Below are 19,973 nucleotides of genomic sequence, written 5' to 3' on the forward strand. Positions count from 1 at the left end.
GGGACTAATGAGAATCGCGTAGCACGCGTGCCCCCGATTTCCCGACGAGAAAATCCAGGTCGGCCCCTTTATCGGCCTGTTGCACATGCTTGATATACAGGTTGGCATAACCGCGGTCCGCGGTCGGCACGGGCTGTTTCCAGTGCTGTCGGCGTTGCGCAAGCTCTTCGTCAGAAACGTGTAGGTGGATCCGCTTTTCTTTGACATTTAATTCAATCAGGTCTCCGTTTTCAACCAGTGCCAGGTTGCCGCCAATCGCCGACTCGGGCGACACGTGCAGCACCACCGTGCCGTAGGCTGTCCCGCTCATGCGACCATCGGAAATCCGTACCATGTCAGTGATACCCTTATCCAGAAGTTTTTTCGGAAGCACCATGTTGCCAACCTCCGGCATGCCCGGATAACCCACTGGCCCTACACTTTTCAGCACCATGACACAGGTTTCGTCTATGTCGAGGTCGGGGTCGTCGACGCGATGGTGATAGTCTTCAATGTTTTCAAAAACCACCGCGCGCCCCGTGTGTTTCATCAACGCAGGTGTGGCCGCAGACGGCTTTAGCACGGCCCCGTTTAGCGCCAGATTGCCTTTCAGTACAACGATGCCGGCTTCTTTGATGATCGGAGTGTCGTAGTCGGCAATGACGTCTTTGTTATAGCAATCGTGACAGCGTTCCAGATTTTCTCGATGTGTTTTACCATTGACCGTTAGCGTATCCAGATGTAAAATGGATTGTAATTCTTTCAGTATGATCGGTAAACCACCAGCATAGTAGAAATCTTCCATCAGGAACCTGCCGGATGGCATGAGGTTTAGCAGTAAAGGGACTTTGCTGCCAACGTTGTCGAAGTCTTGCAGGTTTAACGCAACGCCTATTCGGCCCGCAATGGCCGTGAGATGAATAATGAAATTTGAAGACCCGCCAATGGCGGCGTTTACTTTGATGGCATTTTCAAAAGCTTTGCGTGTAAGAACGGTCGACATCTTCAGGTCTTCTTTCACCATCTGAACAATCCTTCTTCCGGAGAGCTGCGCCAATACCTTTCTACGCGAGTCTGTCGCCGGTATGGCCGCAGCGCCCGGTAAAGTCATGCCCAGGGATTCTGCCATGCAGGCCATGGTTGACGCGGTGCCCATGGTCATACAGTGTCCCGGACTGCGCGACATACAACTTTCAGCGTGCGCATATTCATCGTATGAGATCTTGCCGGTTTTAAGCTCGTCTGTGAGTTGCCACACGGCTGTACCCGAACCGATGTCCCGGCCCTGGTATTTTCCATTCAGCATCGGGCCACCGGGTACAACCAACGTTGGAAGGTCTACGCTGGCTGCGCCCATCATCGTGGACGGTGTTGTTTTATCGCAGCCCGTAAGCAAAACAATTCCGTCGAGAGGATTGCCGCGGATCGATTCTTCGGCGTCCATACTGGCAAGATTCCGGAACAACATGGCGGTTGGTTTCAAGAGGGTTTCCCCAAGCGACATGATTGGGAATTCAAGCGGAAATCCACCGGCCTCGTAAACACCGCGTTTCACCCATTCGGCAATATCACGGAGGTGCGCATTGCAGGGCGTAAGCTCCGACCAGGTGTTACAAATGCCGATGACGGGACGTCCATCAAACATATCTTCCGGGATGCCCTGGTTTTTCATCCAGCTCCGGTAGATGAATCCCATTTTATCTTTTTTACCAAACCATTCGGCACTTCTGTAGCTCATATAGGTATACTTAAGACGCTCGTTACTTTACTGATTCTCGTGTTTGTTCCCCGTTGAGCAGTCGCCAGATGCCCAGGGGATTGTTATCCTGCAGCTCGGCCGGCAAATGTCCTTGCGGCATATTCTGGTAGCATACCGCCCGTGTGAACCGGAATATCGAGGCAGTTCCGACCGATGTACTTCGTCCGTCGGTCGTCGCCGGATAAGGTCCGCCGTGCACCATGGCGTGAGAAACTTCGACGCCGGTAGGGAAGCCGTTGATCACAACCCGTCCGACCTTTTGTTCGAGGATGTCGAGTAATTCGCGGTAATCAGCAAGATCTTCATCCGTTCCATGTACGGTGGCCGTGAGATGTCCCGATAGATTACGTGCGATCGAAAGTACCTCGTTCCGGGAAGCGGCCGAGACGATCATGCTTGTTGGTCCGAACACCTCCTCGGCAAGCGCAGGATGCTCTGCAAATACCGCTCCCGTAGTCTTAAAGAGTATAGGAAGTGCGCAGTTTTGCGTCGGATCGTCTTTTCCACGGGCAAGCACTTCCATTTGACCTTGTGTTATATGCCGGGTAATGGCGTTTGTATACGAACGGAGAATATTTGCTGTTAGCATCGGGCCGCCTGAGATGTTTCCAAACTCAATGGTCAGGTATTTCTGAAATGTGCGGCCGGGCTCATTTTCTTCGTATACCAGCAACCCCGGATTGGTACAAAATTGTCCTGTGCCAAGGGTAACCGACGCAGCGAAGCCCTGCGCTATTTTTTGACTCGTCGCCTGCATCGCTCGCGGCAGAATAAAAACCGGGTTGATACTGCCCATTTCTGCATAGACGGGTATGGGCTCGTGGCGTTGAGCGGCCGCGTCGGACAGTGCTTTGCCGGCTGTGAAAGACCCTGTGAAGCCGACTGCTTTTATGTGTCTGTTTTTAACCAGTTGTATCCCTGTAACGTTTCCGTTACCATGCAGCAAAGAAAATATACCATCGGGCATGTCTGTCGCTTTCGCTGCCCGTACAATGGCTTTTCCCACCAGCTCAGACGTGGCCGGGTGGGCCTCATGCACCTTTACGATGACCGGGCATCCTGCGGCAAAAGCCGCGGCAGTGTCGCCCCCTGCTACCGAAAAGGCCAGGGGGAAATTGCTTGCTCCGAATACGGCAACGGGACCGAGGCCGAGGTGCATCGTGCGCAAATCGGGCTTCGGCAAGGGCGTACGCGCGGGGTTTGCTGTGTCGATGCGGGCGCCCACCCACGAACCTTCGCGCAGCATGCCGGCAAACATCAGCAACTGGTTCACGGTGCGGTCACGCTCACCTTCCAGCCGTGGTTTGGGAAGTGCTGTTTCGAGGTTGCAGATTTCGATGAGCTGGTTACCCAAAGATTTTATTTCAACGGCGATTGCCTCTAAGAATGCTGCCTTTGTGGCTCCCGTTGCTTTGCGATACTGCTGAAATGCTTCCGAGGCTTTTTCGCACGCATGGTTCAGTTCGTCGGCTGTGGCCTTGGCGAAATGATAGGGCAACGGCGCGCCGGTAGCCGGATTAGCGGACTGGAAAAATTCGGTTCCCTTTCCACTTTCTTTAAATCCAATGAGTTGGTTTCCTTCGATAGGGATCATAGCGATGGCCGTCACGCGACGGTATTTTCTAGTGTACCGATATGCTCGATTGTTATGCTGATCACGTCCTGCGCGAGCAGTGTGAAATTATCTGGCGGAACAATTCCGGTTCCCGTCATTAAATATGTCCCGTGCGGAAAGCTGACTTCGCGAAACAGGTATTCTGCCAATTCGGTATGCTTTCGTTTCATTCTGTCGATGGAAATCTCATTTGTGAAAACGGTTTTACCGTGGCGGTTGATGGAGATGCTGATTTTTGTGCCGGAATCGATCGGCTTTTCAGATACAAAAAGGCAGGGGCCAATGGCGGCGGCACCGTCGTATGATTTTGCCTGCGGCAGGTAGAGTGGATTCTCACCCTCGATATCGCGCGAAGACATATCATTGCCGATAGTATATCCCTCGATGGTGCCGGCCGTACAGATGAAGAGTGTTAATTCCGGTTCGGGGACATTCCATTTTGAATCTTTTCGAATACGTACCGGTTGATTTGGTCCGACGGTTCGATAGGCGGGAGCTTTGAAGAAAAGCTCGGGGCGATCGGCTTCGTAAACGCGCGCGTAGAAGTCGCCGCCGCCCGCGTCCTTCGATTCTTCCATGCGGGCTTCGCGACTGCGCAGGTAGGTAACGCCGGAAGCCCATACTTCCTGACTGCCGATGGGCGCGACGGAGCTTGCCTGGCAACGTGCGGCGAGTGATGAATCGGATTGTAGTCGGTCGATTTCACGTAGGATTTCTGCATAGAGGTTGGAGCGGTTAACGAAGGTGTCCCAGTTCGCTTCGGTTGAACGATAGTGATGATGCTGGTGCTCGACGATTATTTCTGTTGGCGTTTTGTATACTCTCATGTCGCGTTATGTTAGGGTATAGGTATGGAAGTTTTCAGCATATTAGACGTCATGGGTAAATGTGTGTCGGGCTGACCGCCGCCGATACTAAGTTCCAGCGGCCCGGAGGTGCCGGGCGGAATTTTCACCATGAGTGCTATGGACTGCGTTTCGCCAATGTTAAGATGTACTCGTTTGTAGGCCACCAGCGAACGGAACGGATGGCCGGTTTTGCGGGTAAGGTCTTTTGTGGAGGCATATACCTGCACGACTTCGTCGCCGTCGAAACCGCCGGTGTTCTGCACGCGCGCCGAAACCTGAATGCTATCGGTGCCGGGGATACGTGCTGCGTGCAAATCTGTGTATAAAAACGTGGTGTAACTCAGTCCATACCCAAACGGATAGAGCGGTGTCCCTTTGTAGTAGCGGTAGGTTTGGTTTGTGATGTTATAGTCGTCGAAGGGAGGGAGGTCGCGTGTGGATTTGTAGAATGTTATAGGTAATCGCCCTGCCGGATTATAGTCGCCAAACAGCACGTCGGCCAGTGCCTGCCCCGAGGCCTGGCCCGGATACCAGGCTTCCACAATTGCCGGCACGTGATCGTTTTCCCACGTCACGGCGAGGGCGCTGCCATTGAGCAAGACCAGTACGATAGGTTTGCCTAACGCGTGGATGGCCTTGATGAGGTTCTGCTGCGACTGGGGAAGATCGATGCGGGTTCGGTCGCCACCCCGAAAGCCGTCTATCATAACATCCATCTCTTCGCCTTCCATACGCGGGGTGAGCCCCATGCACATTACTACCACATCCGCCTGACGGGCAGCTTCGACGGCATCGGGCAGGAGGTTGGGCTTGGGTGCCGCCCAGACCAGTTGCAGCTGGGCGTCGGCAAATGTTTCGATCGCTTCCACCACCACTTTATACTTCCTGCCCGCTTTCAGCTTCATAGGGGAAGTTTTTCGCAAGCGTGGATCGCCGTATTCATCGCGAAAGTGATAGATCGTTTTTGTTACGAGGCTATCATCAATGTATAACTTTGTGTTGCACGTCGAAATAAACCCGAGCTGGTACGTGCCGGAATGGTGCGGAATGATGGCGCCGGTCCACCGCACACTAAAGTTGTCGTCGTCCATGTCTTTGCGCGGGGCGTTGTCTGACCAGTTGGCGTCCAGGGTCGAATCGACTTCCGTATACAGGGGCTTTCCCGCCAACGTTATATTGTTGTAGTATGCGGCCTGCAGCCCCGGTGTATTTTCGTTCGTAAAGAGTACCGTAGTGGGTACGGTGTAAAACATAGGCATGCCGTCGGCCAATTCAGATCCTTGCGCAAACAACACGCGCGTTTGGCGGGAGACCTTTTCTTTAATGCCTTGCAGGGGCGTGACGGCACGCGAAGGTACGCCATTGTAGTTGCCCAGCAGCATGAGCCATTGATCGGCGTTGGGGCCAATAACAGCGATCGTGCCCGGATCTTTTTTCAAGGGAAGTATGCTTTTATCGTCTTTGAGCAATACTATTGATTTACGTGCCGCATCCAGCGCCAGTGCCCGATGCTCTTTACTGTCGACAACGGAGTAGGGTATCTGCGCATACCTCACGTTTTCAACTGGGTCGAACATTCCCAACTTGAACCGCGCTTTGAAAAGTCTTCTTACGGCGGTGTTTATATGCTCTTCGGTAATGAGTTTCTTCGCGACAGCTTCTTTAAGGTGCAGATAGACGTTGCCACATTCTAAGTCCGTTCCGGCGATGACGGCGAGGCTTGCCGCCTCGTCGGGCGTTGGTACAATTTTATGATGCTTGTAGATGTCTGTGATCGCCTCACAATCGGAAACGATGTAGCCGTCGAAGCCCCATTCGTTTCGCAGAATGTCATCCAGCAAGTGCGTGCTGCCACAGCAGGCGTCGCCATTGTACCGGTTGTAAGCGCACATGAGCGAATACGGTCTGCCGAGGCGAACGGCCATTTCAAACTGGGGCAAATAGGTATGCCGCAGGTCATGTTCGTTGGTGACGGCGTTAAACACATGCCGCGCTGGCTCAGGGCCGCTGTGTACGGCAAAGTGCTTTATGGTGGCAACGGTTTTCAGGTAGTGAGGATCGTCTCCTTGCAGCCCTTTAATGAAGTTAACCGCCAGAGTTCCCGTGAGGTAGGGGTCTTCTCCATAGGTCTCTTGTCCGCGCCCCCAGCGGGGGTCGCGAAAAATGTTTATATTCGGTGACCACAGGGTTAGCCCCTGGTATATAAATCGTTTGTCGTTTCGGGCAAAGTGGTGGTGTTTTGCACGTGCTTCGTCGGCGATAACCGTTGATACCTCATGCAGCAGGGCTTCGTCCCAGGTTGCGCCGAGGCCGATGGACTGTGGAAATACCGTGGCCAATCCGGCCCGGGCTACGCCGTGCAGGCCTTCGGACCACCAGTTATAGCGCGGTATATGCAGCCGTTCAATAGCCGGCGCATCGTGTACCATCTGGCTGATTTTCTCCTCCAGCGTCATGCGTCCAACAAGGTCGTTAACCCGTTCGTTTATGGGCAGCGCGATATCCAGGTACGGCAATATGGCATCATGTTTTTCTACAGAGCAGTCGGTGCCGATGAGAGCCAATGCTGATATAAAACACGCTTCGAATGCCTTTCGTCCGTAGCGGAGCCAATTCTTCATACAATAATATCCAGTTCGTCAGCCGTTTCTCGAATGCCGGGCACAATTTGCAAAATGAGTGCCTTGGCAACCCTGCAAGCTGTATAGTCTTGACGATTCAAACTTCCAATAAACGACGGTGTTGAATTTTAAACACGTTTGCGGGATCGATGTAAAGCATAAACTTTGGGTCTTTTTTGTTTTTATATCCGTGTGCTTTTTACAGCTTTGTTAAAATGCGGGATAGGGCGGCCGGTGTGCCCGGCCATGTGTGGTTGATACTATCGATCTGCTTATTGCCATGAACCAGTTTTTTTTACATCGCGGAAATTCAACGGAACTGGAGGGATTTAGTCACATCCACGAGATGGGCATTCGAAAAAATACCAGCATTCAGCACAATTCACTCTGTTCAACGACTACCGGCAATATTCGCCTTTATTATATCCTGGATGGAAAGTTCGAGTGGTCTATCAATGACCGGAGTCATAGTCTCTACCCAGGCGACCTGGCAGTCATTTTGCCGGGGCAGGCTTTTGGCGGTAGCAAGGAATTTATTGATATAGGCACGTTCTGCTGGATATGCGTGGATGTAAAACAGGACGGCAGTAGCCGCAATATGACGTTGGGCGATTGGAGTGGGTTATCGGAGCATGACAGTATTACGATCAGCAAGATTCTGCATCTCCACGATATTGCGGTACTATCAAAAGTAAAAGAGGCATTTGTCATGCTTCAGGGTATTAAGGATGAGCTGTTTCAGCGAGAGATAGGCTATGTGACACGGGTAAATCACCTCATTGACGATTTGCTGATATTCGTCGCGCGGCAATCGGGCCAACAGCGAAATTTGCGACGGGACTTTCCGGAGACGTTTACCAAGCTGGAGGAAACGTTACGCCGGAACCTGGCGCATCAATGGACAGTGGAAGAGATGGCCGCGCTGATTGGACTTGGAACGACGGCTTTTTCTGAAAAGGTGAAAAACTATACCGGATTTTCTCCGCTGAACTACCTCATTAATATTCGTGTATCCGAGGCGATCAAACTATTAAAAAAGCAGGAGATCAATGTCACCGAGATTGCGTTAGAAACCGGCTTTTATTCATCCCAGCATTTTGCCACGACGTTTAAAAAGCTCACCGGGTATACCCCTGTGGAATTCAGAAAGAAGAAATAGAAACTTAAAATACGCAAAGAAATGGAATGTGTCATTACCGTAGAGCTTGGAACAAACGCGGTGCGTGTCTTTGCCTTTGATTTGAAAGGAAATGTGCTGTCATCGGCGAAGGGTTCTTATCCGACATTTCATATTCAGCCCGATTACAGTGAACAGGATCCTGAACAGATTTTCATCACGATGTTGTATGTGTTGAAAAATATGATCACCGAAACGTTGCACCCCAGGCGCTACGGGGTGCAATCCATCTGTTTTGTTGCCTCGATGCACAGCGTGCTTGCCATCGATGATCAGGGCGTGCCACTGGGAAATGTGATTACCTGGGCCGATAACCGCGGTAAGAAAGAGGCGCAAGAACTAAAGGAGTCTGATTTGGGTAAGGTGCTGTATCGGGCCACGGGCACACCCATCCACCCCATGTCGCCACTGATTAAAATAGCGTGGATGAAAAATAATGACAAATCGCGATTTGCGCGTGCGTCGAAATTTCTGTCGCTGAAGAGTTATATTCTCCAGCAGCTTACAGGGGAGTTTGTTCTCGACTATAGTTTAGCGTCTGCAACGGGGCTACTGAATATTCACACCATGAAGTGGGAGCAGACGGCGCTTGATTTTGCGGGCATCCAGGCAGACCAATTGCCCAGTCTAATGTCTGTGTTTGACGTTCCGGGTAAGCTGAGAAAGGAATATCAAAAGTCGCTGGGATTGGAAAGCAACACGCGGATTATGGTAGGCTCCAGCGACGGTTGCATGGCCACGCTGGGGGCCGGCGTATGGCGGGAAGACAAAGCCACGGTAACAGTCGAAGACAGTGGCGCAGTACGCGTGGTGGGCAAAAAGGTTTTGGACGATGATAAGCAGCGCTTCTTTAACTACCTGCTGGCGGAGAATTATTATATATCGGGAGGCCCTACCAACAACGGAGGAGTTATTTTTGATTGGTTTGCCAAGCAGTTTGGTACGTCCAGCGCTCCGTTTGACACGGAATATATGATGGATAGTCTGATTCAGGAAGCTGCTAATGTTCGGGTGGGATCAGAAGGATTGTTGTTCCTGCCCTATTTGCTGGGCGAGCGCGCGCCGATCTGGAATGCGAATGCCAGAGGATCTTATTTCGGATTAAATATCAAGCACGAGCGACAGCACTTTATACGGGCCACGATTGAAGGGATTTTGTATGAAATATATAGCATCGGTAAAATCTTACAAGAGCATCGGACGATAAACAGTCTATCGATCAACGGCAGTTTTGCCACGATACCGTTCTGCGCCCAGTTGCTGGCAGATATCTTTAATAAGCCTGTAAATATGGCGATGAACGCCAATAGCGCAAGCCGGGGCGCATTTCTGTTGTGTGCGATCGATATGGGAATCTATTCCACATTCGAGCAGGCCGCAGAAAGTACGACGTACCAGGAAACGATTATGCCGCGGGAATCGAATCACGAAACGCACAGCCGCTACTTTCAGATTTTCGAGCGACTTAGCGTGAAGCTAACAGAAGAGTTTGAGGCGCTGGCAGCGCTTCAGCATAACGGGGAGTACTGATGTTGCATTTGATAGTACATGTCATTCTTTCTTCCTGTCGGAATCTCTTCTTAACACTGTGTGTTTCTTTCATCGCCGGCATTGCCTTTTCTGTCGCGGCACAGCCAACGCCGGCACGCAATCCTGTCGTCTTTGCGGATGTGCCCGATATGGCTATTGTGCGGGTAAAAGATGTATACTATATGAGTAGTACGACGATGCACCTGAGCCCGGGTGTACCCATGATGAAGTCGAAAGACCTGGTAAACTGGCAGCTTGTGAACTATGCCTACGATACCCTCGCAGCGATAGATGAGTTGAACCTGGTCAACGGCAAGAGCAGCTACGGCAGGGGATCGTGGGCCAGCAGCTTGCGGTTTCACCGCGGTACCTATTACGTAACGACGTTTGCGCAGACCACGGGGAAAACTTACATTTTTACAACCCGTAACATCGAGAAGGGGCCGTGGAAGGTTTCTTCGTTCAAACCGTCTTATCATGATCACACACTCTTCTTTGATGACGATGGACGCGTGTATCTTATTTACGGGGCCGGTACGCTGCGGCTGGTAGAGCTTACAGCCGATGCTTCGGACGTAAAACCAGGCACGACCGAGCAGGTGATCATCGAGAATGCCAGCGCACCGGCGGGGCCGGATATAGGCCTGAAAGCAGAGGGCTCGCAATTATTTAAAGTGCACGGCAAGTACTACCTCTTTAACATCACCTGGCCGAAAGGAGGCATACGCACGGTGGTGATCCATCGTGCCGACAACATAACGGGGCCGTACGAAGGACGCCTTGCATTACAAGACCTTGGCGTGGCACAAGGCGGGCTGATCGATACGCCCGACGGCAACTGGTATGCCTATTTGTTCCGCGACTATGGTGCCGTGGGACGGATCCCTTACTTGGTTCCTGTCAGATGGGTGGACGGCTGGCCGGTGCTGGGGCAAAATGGCAAGGTGCCCGAGAAACTCAACCTTCCTCCAAGCCGTGGCCTTATACCCGGCATCGTTGCTTCCGATGAGTTCAGCAGGAGAAAACACGATCGACCGCTTCCACTGGTCTGGCAGTGGAATCACAACCCAGAGAATACGCTTTGGTCTCTTACAGCGAGGCCTGGCTATCTGCGTCTCAAAACGGGTAGGATAGATACTTCTTTTCTTCAGGCCCGGAACACCCTCACGCAGCGTGCGATCGGCCCGGAGTGCTCCGGCATGATCTCTCTCGATGTATCCAACATGAAGGATGGTGATTTCGCTGGCCTGGCGATGCTGCAAAAGCGATATGGACTTGTGGGGGTGAAGATGAACAATGGTGCGAAAAGTATTGTCATGGTCAACGCTGAAACGGAAAGTCCGGTTGAAATAGCCCGCCTGCCGCTCAGGCTTAATACCGTCTTCCTGAAAATCGATTGTGTCTTCAAGGAACTGAACGATACCGCATCATTTTTTTATAGCCTGGACGGAGAGTCGTGGATGACGATCGGGACGCAGCTTAAAATGACCTATACATTGCCTCATTTTATGGGATACCGTTATGGAATGTTTTATTATGCAAGCCAATATGTGGGCGGAAGCGTTGATTTTGATTTTTTCAGAATACAGGGCGGTGGCGCGGAAAACTAGAAATCGTTCCACTATACAGGAGTTCGGATAATCAATTTCAGCTATCCGATTTTAGGACAAACCTACCATCTATCGATGCCTCTTTAGATATAGCCGTTTGGTATATGCGAATACCCCGTCCCATATGCCAACGCAAGCTTTCCATGCTTCATCTTCAATAAAAAACGTTTTATGTGTTGACCTCGATCTCTTGGTATAGTACATACCATCTCTTATGTCCTGTTGGTTTTTGACAATGTGTATTACTGAAGGAGTAATCGGAAGCTTGCGGTTTCATTTATTTTCACCCACCATGCAAACGTTTGAAAAAACTCTTGCTAATAAGTATGAACATAGATACATTTATCTAACCAAACGCTAAACCATGGCACGGCTGATACTTCTATCATACGTGAACACATCCATTATTGCTCATAGAGGTGTCGAAGGGAAGGTGAGATTTAAAGAGCACCCTGGATCCATCCGTGCCGGGAATGTAGACCATCGCTCCGATGTGCGAACACTTCCTCGGGGCACATATATCATACAGTTAAACGCCTCGCAAAGAAGCGAGTCCACCACTTCATAACACCGATAATGAGAAACTTTCAATTTGTTATTCGTTCGATCACCGTCCTTTTCTTTTTTACGGCAAAAGCCTGGGCAGGCCCAGACAATATCGCTTCGCAGGCTACCATTACCGCATCAACATATCTGGGAGAGTCCTATACGCCGGCCAATGTGGCGGACGGGATCATTCACATTGACGGCCAGGGCGAGTGGGCCTGCCAGGGCGACACCACCGACTGGGGGTATGTACGGTTTCCATGGCTTCAGCTGGAGTGGAAGTCACCGCAGCGGGTGAACCGCATGGTACTCTACGACCGGGAGGCATCACGCAACCACATCGCCACCTGCAAGCTGCTCTTCAGCGACGGCAGTACACTCTGGGTGAACCAGATCCCCAACGACGGTACTGGCAAAGCGGTCGAGTTCCAAACAAAAACAATCGTATGGGTTAAGATCGTTGTCACAGACGGTACCGGCCGGGACCTCGGGTTCTCGGAGATCGAGGTCTTTCCCTCCGCCGATCAATTCACCGACTATGTATCGATGGTGGATCCCTATATCGAGACGAACCGGGGCCGCTACTTTTTTTTCATTACCGGAGGTCGCCCGTTTGGGATGACGGGCGCCGCGCCGCATACCCGCAACAAGAATCAGGGCGGTGGCGGCTATAACTATAATGAGGCGCATATCCTCGGCTTCGGCCAGGTTGCCTGCTGGATGCTCTCGGGCCTGGAGATCATGCCGGCCAACAGGGAGGTGAACCCTTCCGGCGGTGAACAGGCGTGGAAGTCGCGCTTCACGCATGCGGAAGAAATTGTTCAGCCCGGCTACCACCGGGTATACCTGCAGGATCCGCGCACGTGGGTAGAGCTAACCGCAACGGAACGTGTAAGCTTCTACCGGTTCAGGTTTACGGCCGATCAGCAGACGCAATTGCTGACAAACCTGGGCGGGTATCTCTGTGGTACCACGATGGCCAACGCGTCGGTGAAGAAGAACAGTGACAAGGAGTTCGAAGGATCGTTCAGCTCGGTGGACCGCTATTGGGGTGGTCCCAGGGATGTAAAGATCTTCTTCGTGGTGCAGTTCGACAAACCGTACGACCAGCTCAACGGGTGGGTGGGAAATAAACACCACCAGCGTGTCTCCACACTGCAGGGCGATAGCCTCGGACTATCCGCGACCTATACAGTAAAGGCGGGAGAGGTGGTGCAGATGAAGATCGGTATTTCCTATACCAGCATCGACAACGCACGCGATAATCTACAGAAAGAATGTGCGGGCTGGAATTTTGACGCGGTGCGTCAGGAATCCAAAGCGGTTTGGAACGAGTGGCTTGGAAAAATAGACGTGCAAGGAGGCCGCACGGACCAGCGCGTGAAATTCTATACCGACTTGTGGCACGTGCTGCTGGGCCGGCACAAGATCAACGACATCTCGGGCGACTATCCCGACCGTACGCAGGGAAAGCGCGAAGAAACTTTTACCGATGCCGTTTTCAAAGTCAAAACGCTGCCGAAGAATGCCGACGGCAGCTTGCGCTACAACATGTATAATTCAGACGCCTTCTGGCTGTCGCACTGGAACCTCAATATTCTGTGGGGCCTGGCGTGGCCCGGCATACAAGACGAGATGTCGGCGTCGATGCTGCAGTATGCAGACAATGGCTACCGACTACCACGCGGTCCTTCGGGTGGCGGATATTCGTACATCATGACGAGCTGCCCTACCACCAACCTCATTGTGAGTACGTACATGAAGGGCATGCTCACGAAAGCCGATCCGAAACATGCTTTTGAAATTCTGAAGCGCAATCACCTTCCCGGCGGCATGCTGGGGTCTTCGGACGACATCAACTTCTATACGAAGCATGGCTGGTGGCGTAACAACGCGGGCATCACCGTGGAAGCGGCCTTTCAGGATTGGGCCATCGCCCAGATGGCGCTACGCCTCGGCAGGAAGAAAGACTACACCTTCTTTATGAACCGCTCGCAGGGATGGAAGAAGTGCTACGACCCGCAGCAGAAGCTGCTGTTTCCGAAAGACGATAGCGGGAACTTTGTGCATCGCAACCCGCTGAGCGGACAGGGGTGGGTGGAAGCGAATGCGTGGCAGGCTACGTGGGGCGTATCGCATGACATCAAAGGACTTGCCGCGCTCATGGGAGGCAACGATACGCTGTGCCACAAGCTGAACCATGCTTTCGAGAAGGCAAGCGCCAGCGACTTTGTATTCGCTTACAACGACGGCTATGTGAGCTACGCCAACCAGCCCGGTTGCTCCAATGCCCATGTATTCAACTACGCGGGCAAGCCCTGGCTTACGCAACAGTGGGTAAGACGGGTAAAGGAGCAGGCGTACGGCGGCACCACGCCCGACCTCGGCTACGGTGGACATGACGAAGACCAGGGGCAGATGGGCGGCGTGAGCGCGCTCATGGCCATGGGGCTGTTCAGCCTGCAGGGTAATGAATCGGTTGTTCCCACCTACGAGATCACAAGCCCTGTCTTCGACCGGATCACCATCCGGCTCGATCCGAAGTACTACCCGGGAAAGCAGTTCGTGATCACCGCGCACAATAACTCTCCGGAGAACATGTACATACAGCGCGCGTCGCTGAACGGCAAACCGCAACAGCGCTTCTGGTTCACGCACGAGGAGTATGCAAAAGGTGGAGCGCTGGAGATCTGGCTGGGAGACAAACCGAATACGTCATGGGGAACAGAAGAATAATGAACGTAACGCATTTTATGAAAGCAATATAAAAGTCTTAACCAATCAATTATGAACAGAAAATTCTACCGCATTTTTTATCGGTTGTTGCTACTGTTAAGTATGGTGTTGGGGGGCTCCTTCGAAGTGTTTCCGGAAGGAATGGTTCAGGAGAGGCTTGTGAGCGGAAAGGTGATCGCATCGTCGGGTGAACCGCTGCCGGGTGTCAGTGTGTTGATAAAAGGCACCACCCAGGGTACCGTTTCGGATGCCGACGGTAGTTATACCATGAATGTCGGTCCGGGCGCTGTACTGGTCTTTTCTTTCATCGGGTATTCACAGGAAGAGGTCACCGTAGGTACACAGACTACCGTGAACGTTACGCTGACGCCGTCGCTGGAGACGTTGTCGGAAGTGGTGGTGATCGGTTACGGTACGGTAAAGAAAACGGACCTTACCGGGTCCGTGGCGTCGGTGAAAGCAGAAGAGATCATGGCGGTACCTACTACATCGTTCGACCAGGCGTTGCAAGGCCGGGCCGCGGGCGTTCAGGTCATGCAGACATCAGGCGCGCCGGGAGCCGAAGCATCCATCCGCATCCGCGGCATTAGTTCCATCCTCGCGGGAAATGAACCTTTATATGTCATTGACGGCATGCTGGTGAACAGCAATACGTCAGAAGTGACCAACGGCACCATTGGAAGCGCGCCCCGCATCGGTCCGCTGGCCGCTATCAACCCGAACGACATCGAGTCCATCGAGATTCTGAAAGACGCTTCCGCCACAGCGATATACGGCGCGCGCGGCGCCAACGGCGTGGTACTGATCACCACCAAGCACGGAAAGAAGGGAACGAGCGCTGTGACGGTGGATAGCTACTATGGTGTACAACAATCATCGAAATATATCGATCTGCTCAACGCACAGCAATTTGCCGAGTTCGTCAATGAGGCACGTGTCAACGGTGGCCAGGCGCCGGAATATGTCAACCCATCCACGCTGGGCGAGGGTACGGACTGGCAGAAGGAAATGCTTCGCACGGCGCCCATTCAGAGCCACCAGGTAGGGGTTTCCGGCGGAAGCGAAAGGACCACGTACAACATTTCCGGAGGTTATTTCGGCCAGCAGGGGATCGTGATCAACTCCGACTTCTCGCGGTATAATTTTCGCTCGAACATTACGACCGAAGTGACTAAAAAGCTCAGCATCGGCGCCAACATTGCGTATGCCTATACGCGGGGAAATTCGGTGAACACCGGGCTGCAACAGATCACGCCGGGGGTAATCGGCGGCGCGCTGGGCATGAACCCCATCCTCCCGGTATATGATCCTTCGGTGCGCGGGAAATATACCTATGAGAACGACCGGGGCATCGTGATTGGCAACCCTGTGGCCGAAGCGAAGGAGCATAAGGCCTATAGCACCGCCACCCGCGTGCTGGGCAACGTCGAGGTGCGCTACAAGATCCTGCCGTCGCTGGAGCTCAAGAGCACGTTTGGTATTGACGGCATTTCGTCCCGGGATAGAACGTTCGCGCCGGACTTCCTGAAATCGGCAGCAGGCTCCAAGGGCGAAGCAAGTGTGGCAAATCTCGAAGCCCTGACGTGGCTTAACGAGAATACAATCACGTTCGACAAGACGATAAACACTAAACATACGATCACGGCGCTGGCGGGATATACGCTGCAGGGATTCAAGAGTGAACGACTCACCGGATATGTCTTCGGTATTTCCGATCCTCGCCTGGGATACCACAGTCTTCGCGGCGCAGCCGAACCGCAACCGCCCCAGGTAGGTGAGGCGACCTGGACCATGCAATCGTACCTGGCGCGCGTTCAGTACTCCCTGAATCGCAAATACCTCGTCACCCTTACCGGACGGGTGGATGGCTCCTCGAAGTTCGGCGCGAATAACAAATACGCGTTCTTCCCGTCGGCGGCCCTTGCCTGGAGGATCGTGGAAGAAAAATGGATGAAGCCTGCGGAGTTCATATCCGAGCTCAAGCTGAGAACATCCCTGGGAATCATCGGAAATCAGGCAATCGATTCGTACCAGTCGCTCGCGCTTGTCGGAGTGTACGGCGAGGGCGTCTTCAACCACGGTGCGACGCTCGACTATTATTCCAGCAGTCAACCTACTGACTATAGCAATCCCAACCTGAAATGGGAGACCACGCGCCAGTTCGACATCGGTATTGACGCGGGGTTTCTAAACGACCGGATCACCCTCACGGCCGATTTGTATCAGAAGTATACCTATGACCTGCTGCTGCGCACGCCCATTCCGTACACGTCGGGCTTCGACTTTACGACACTGAACATCGGCGACCTGAAGAACACCGGGCTCGACATCGACCTTCGCACCGTGAACACTACCGGCAAGCTGAAATGGAGCTCGTCCATTAACTTTTCCACGTATAGCAATAAGATCACCCGGCTGGCGGAGGAAGGAAAAGACGTAAACCTTGGCTCGGGACTCATCCTGCGCGAAGGTCAGCCCCTCGGTACATTTTACGGTCTGCAATTCGACGGCATTTTCCAGACAGACGAAGAAGCGGAATCTTCGGCGGTGCTCAACGGGCAGCATAACATTCCCGCCAACGCGCTCACACGTGCGCGCGCCGGCGACAGGAAGTACAGGAATCTTTCCGCCCCCGATACTGTCATCAACGAAAATGACAGGGCCATTCTCGGTAACGCGCTTCCGGATTTCACCTGGGGGTTCAACAACACGCTCGCGTACGGCAACTTCAGCCTGAGCGTGTTCATCCAGGGATCGCAGGGCAACAAGATGGCGAACTTCAACGCCCTGGCGCTGGAGGACTTCCGCGGGGTGCAGAATATATCCGCGGAGGCGGGATTGAACCGCTGGACTCCGGAGCACCCCGGCAACCGTTTTCCGCGCGCACTGGCCAACCGCACGGTAGATGTGGGCACGTTCTCGTCGGCGTATGTGGAAGACGCTTCGTATGTGCGTATCAAGAATATAACACTCGCGTACAACATTCCCCCCGCGCTACTGGACCGGGCCAAACTCAGGACGCTGCGCATCTACGTAAGCGCCACCAACCTGGCTACGTTCACCAACTATACCGGCTACGACCCCGAAGGAAGCTCCTACGGCATCGCTACTGCCATGCCCGGCGTAGACCAGGGACGCTACCCCATGACGAAGACCTACCTGGTGGGAGTAAACATTGGTTTATAAGACAGTAACCCTTTTCTGATATGAAATTCATCAAACGAAACATAAAGCTCGCCAGTGTATTTCTGCTGCTGGTGTTCCTGGTCCCATCGTGCAAGGATTTTCTGGAAGAAGATCCGCAAAACTTCGTGGCCGTATCGAACTTCTATAAAACGGAGGAGGACGCCGTATCGGCCGTGAACGCCATTTACGGGCACCTGAACTCGCAGAGCGGCGATACGTTCGGCGGCGTATACCACAGCAACTTCTGGATCGCGGTAGGGTTGGCGTCTGATGAGATGCTCAACAACCAGGTGGGCATGACAGATGCCGATCAACTTTCGAACTTCACCTATTCGCCGCAGAATGGAATCGTGACCGATGTTTGGAAGCAGCACTACAAGGCCATCTCGCTGGCCAACATTGCCATCGAGAAGATTCCGGCGATCGACATGGACGCCGCGCTGAGAACGAGACTGGTGAACGAAGCGAAATTCCTTCGGGGCCTGCTGTATTTTAACCTTGAACGGATGTTCGGGAAAATCCCCCTGCTGCTGAAGGTAGAGGAACCTCTCAAACCTACTGCGGCGGAAGTGAACGACATCTACACCCAGATCATCACCGACCTGACCGACGCAGAGGGGCTTCCGGAAGATCAGACAGAAGGCAGGGGCAGAGCTACCCAGGGTGCGGCAAAGGCGCTGCTGGCTAAAGTGTACCTCACCCGCCAGGAGTATAGCACGGCTGCCGCCAAGGCGTTGGAAGTGATTTCCTCTGGAAACTATGCGCTGTGGGATGACTATGTAGATGTATTCAAGATCGGAAACCGCGGCGGCAAGGAAGCGATCTTCAGCGTAGGCTTCGGCGATGCGGGCGGCAAGATCATCTTTTGGGAAAGCGGACAATTTCACACACGTCTGCTTCCCAATGCGCTGGTGAAAGCGGGCATCACCAATAACACCCTGGGATGGCAGGTGCCGACACAGGCGCTGGCCGACGCATACCCGACAGGTGATAAGCGCGACTCCGTGACCGTTTTTAATGCGTTTGACGAGACCGTGGCCGGTACGCCCTACAATGTTCCGTTCGACAAATATTACTTCAGAAAGTATTGGGACGTAACGAATCCCGATGAGTTTACCAACGCGAAAACGGCGCAGGATTTTCCCGTGATCCGCTATCCCGATGTACTGCTGATGTATGCCGAGGCGCTGAACGAGGACAACGGCCCGACCGACGACGCCTATACCTACCTGAACATGGTGCGCCACCGCGCGAACCTGGGCGACGTCTCGGGCCTTACCAAAGACCAGTTCCGCGACGAAGTACTGGAGCAGCGCAGGCTGGAACTGGCGGCGGAAGGTCACCGGTGGTTCGACCTGGTGCGCACCGGAAAGCTGGAGACGCTGGTGCCCCTGGCCAAACCGGGTGTGACGCCGCAGGCGAAGCATTACCTGTTTCCCATTCCGCAACGGGAGCGCGACGTGAATACGAACCTTCCTCAGAACGATTACTAGACCGTGTCAACCTTATATGCCTAAAGCGATGAAAAAGTATCGTCAATACCTACTGGGTCTTATGCTGGCCGCGTGCGCCTGCGCGCTTTCCTGCGAAGACGATTATGAGTCCAATGCAGACAAGCCGGGCCTCGAGCTCACCATTCCGGGACAGAATATCAAGATTGCCGGGTATGGCCAGTACCGCTCGCAGGCGCAGGAAGGCGACGAAGCGGTGGTAGCGGTAAAGCTCCCGTCGGACGTCCGCTCGCTGACTATTACGAAGTCCGTAAACCTGGCCGCGGATACTGACTATGGCACCAAGGGTGTTCTTACCGTAGACGCGTCAGCGCTTTCATCGGGCGGTGAATATACCTTTCGGTACCGGGGCCGGGAAGAAGACATTGACCAGTTGATCGGGTTTGCCTTCCGCGCGGAGACGGCATCCGGCGATGTGATGAGAAGCGATCTCACCCTGGCGGTGGCCGCCGCGCCGCGCATAAACCTTTCCCGCAGAAAGTGGATGTTCACATCGAAGATCTGGGTAAACAAAGCGAACAAAGAAGACATCCTGGAGTGTGAAAAAGATAATTATTATCTGTTCCATGCCGATGGGCTCATGGATTCGTTCTACGGCTCCAACCACGACGGCGGATGCGAGCTGGAGGAATTCAACGACTACGACGCCTGGGAGCTTTCGGAAGACGAGACCACGTTCAAGATGAAATATCACGGCATCTTTACCCCCGATGTGTTTACCACCGATACCTACCGGGTGAAAACACTGACCGTCGACAAGCTCGAGCTGGAGATCCATATCGACCTTTCGTGGGCCGGTGAGAGCAACGACGAGGTGTTTATTTATAAATATGTGGCAGCTCCTAAATAGTAATG

The 19,973-nt window shown here is 53.2% G+C and carries 11 protein-coding genes; 7 read left to right on the forward strand and 4 right to left on the reverse strand.

All coding sequences use genetic code 11. The features are described from left to right. Positions 1-4: 4 nt before the first annotated feature. Genes KK062_RS03980 through KK062_RS03995 form a run of 4 tightly spaced genes read right to left on the reverse strand, consistent with a single transcriptional unit; the run spans position 5 to position 6,822 of the window. Positions 5-1,717 carry an IlvD/Edd family dehydratase gene (locus KK062_RS03980; protein WP_254082955.1) on the reverse strand — a complete coding sequence of 571 codons (1,713 nt, stop codon included), beginning with the start codon at positions 1,715-1,717 and terminating at the stop codon, positions 5-7. Positions 1,718-1,739: 22 nt separating this feature from the next. Next, positions 1,740-3,332, reverse strand: coding sequence for an aldehyde dehydrogenase (NADP(+)) (locus KK062_RS03985; RefSeq protein WP_254082956.1), 1,593 nt, complete (start codon positions 3,330-3,332; stop codon positions 1,740-1,742). A gap of 11 nt (positions 3,333-3,343) precedes the next feature. Next, positions 3,344-4,180 carry a fumarylacetoacetate hydrolase family protein gene (locus KK062_RS03990; protein ID WP_254082957.1) on the reverse strand — a complete coding sequence of 279 codons (837 nt, stop codon included), beginning with the start codon at positions 4,178-4,180 and terminating at the stop codon, positions 3,344-3,346. An 11-nt stretch (positions 4,181-4,191) separates the two neighbouring features. Continuing rightward, on the reverse strand, positions 4,192-6,822 hold the full coding sequence (locus KK062_RS03995) for a glycoside hydrolase family 3 C-terminal domain-containing protein (RefSeq protein WP_254082958.1): 2,631 nt from the start codon (positions 6,820-6,822) through the stop codon (positions 4,192-4,194). Positions 6,823-7,102: 280 nt separating this feature from the next. On the opposite strand from KK062_RS03995, the gene KK062_RS04000 reads away from it, so the two are divergent. From KK062_RS04000 to KK062_RS04030, 7 genes are all read left to right on the forward strand, one after another. Next, entirely contained in the window at positions 7,103-7,981 is an 879-nt protein-coding gene (locus tag KK062_RS04000; protein ID WP_254082959.1) for an AraC family transcriptional regulator, read from the forward strand. A gap of 21 nt (positions 7,982-8,002) precedes the next feature. Continuing rightward, positions 8,003-9,529 carry a gluconokinase gene (locus KK062_RS04005; RefSeq protein WP_254082960.1) on the forward strand — a complete coding sequence of 509 codons (1,527 nt, stop codon included), beginning with the start codon at positions 8,003-8,005 and terminating at the stop codon, positions 9,527-9,529. Further along, positions 9,529-11,139 (forward strand): glycoside hydrolase family 43 protein, encoded by a 1,611-nt coding sequence (locus KK062_RS04010; protein ID WP_254082961.1) that lies wholly within the window; start codon positions 9,529-9,531, stop codon positions 11,137-11,139. Before KK062_RS04005 ends, KK062_RS04010 begins: the two co-directional genes overlap by 1 nt. Positions 11,140-11,715: 576 nt before the next feature. Beyond that, positions 11,716-14,421 carry a GH92 family glycosyl hydrolase gene (locus KK062_RS04015; protein WP_254082962.1) on the forward strand — a complete coding sequence of 902 codons (2,706 nt, stop codon included), beginning with the start codon at positions 11,716-11,718 and terminating at the stop codon, positions 14,419-14,421. Between the two features lie 51 nt (positions 14,422-14,472). Then, positions 14,473-17,607 carry a SusC/RagA family TonB-linked outer membrane protein gene (locus KK062_RS04020; protein ID WP_254082963.1) on the forward strand — a complete coding sequence of 1,045 codons (3,135 nt, stop codon included), beginning with the start codon at positions 14,473-14,475 and terminating at the stop codon, positions 17,605-17,607. Between the two features lie 20 nt (positions 17,608-17,627). Next, positions 17,628-19,100, forward strand: a complete 1,473-nt coding sequence (locus tag KK062_RS04025; RefSeq protein ID WP_254082964.1) for a RagB/SusD family nutrient uptake outer membrane protein — start codon at positions 17,628-17,630, stop codon at positions 19,098-19,100. A gap of 28 nt (positions 19,101-19,128) precedes the next feature. Next, positions 19,129-19,968 carry a lipocalin-like domain-containing protein gene (locus tag KK062_RS04030; protein WP_254082965.1) on the forward strand — a complete coding sequence of 280 codons (840 nt, stop codon included), beginning with the start codon at positions 19,129-19,131 and terminating at the stop codon, positions 19,966-19,968. Positions 19,969-19,973 lie beyond the last annotated feature (5 nt).

Origin of the sequence: Dawidia cretensis (assembly GCF_018598175.1) — a bacterium.
GTDB classification, from domain to species: Bacteria; Bacteroidota; Bacteroidia; order Cytophagales; family Cyclobacteriaceae; genus Ohtaekwangia; species Ohtaekwangia cretensis.

What these genes read in the sequence shown, in the direction of transcription:
- KK062_RS04000 (WP_254082959.1), top strand. Translation starts at nt 7,103, where the DNA reads ATGAACCAGTTTTTTTTACATCGCGGAAATTCAACGGAACTGGAGGGA.
- KK062_RS04025 (WP_254082964.1), top strand. Translation starts at nt 17,628, where the DNA reads ATGAAATTCATCAAACGAAACATAAAGCTCGCCAGTGTATTTCTGCTG.
- KK062_RS04030 (WP_254082965.1), top strand. Translation starts at nt 19,129, where the DNA reads ATGAAAAAGTATCGTCAATACCTACTGGGTCTTATGCTGGCCGCGTGC.
- KK062_RS03990 (WP_254082957.1), bottom strand. Translation starts at nt 4,180, where the DNA reads ATGAGAGTATACAAAACGCCAACAGAAATAATCGTCGAGCACCAGCAT.
- KK062_RS04015 (WP_254082962.1), top strand. Translation starts at nt 11,716, where the DNA reads ATGAGAAACTTTCAATTTGTTATTCGTTCGATCACCGTCCTTTTCTTT.
- KK062_RS03985 (WP_254082956.1), bottom strand. Translation starts at nt 3,332, where the DNA reads ATGATCCCTATCGAAGGAAACCAACTCATTGGATTTAAAGAAAGTGGA.
- KK062_RS03995 (WP_254082958.1), bottom strand. Translation starts at nt 6,822, where the DNA reads ATGAAGAATTGGCTCCGCTACGGACGAAAGGCATTCGAAGCGTGTTTT.
- KK062_RS04020 (WP_254082963.1), top strand. Translation starts at nt 14,473, where the DNA reads ATGAACAGAAAATTCTACCGCATTTTTTATCGGTTGTTGCTACTGTTA.
- KK062_RS04010 (WP_254082961.1), top strand. Translation starts at nt 9,529, where the DNA reads ATGTTGCATTTGATAGTACATGTCATTCTTTCTTCCTGTCGGAATCTC.
- KK062_RS04005 (WP_254082960.1), top strand. Translation starts at nt 8,003, where the DNA reads ATGGAATGTGTCATTACCGTAGAGCTTGGAACAAACGCGGTGCGTGTC.
- KK062_RS03980 (WP_254082955.1), bottom strand. Translation starts at nt 1,717, where the DNA reads ATGAGCTACAGAAGTGCCGAATGGTTTGGTAAAAAAGATAAAATGGGA.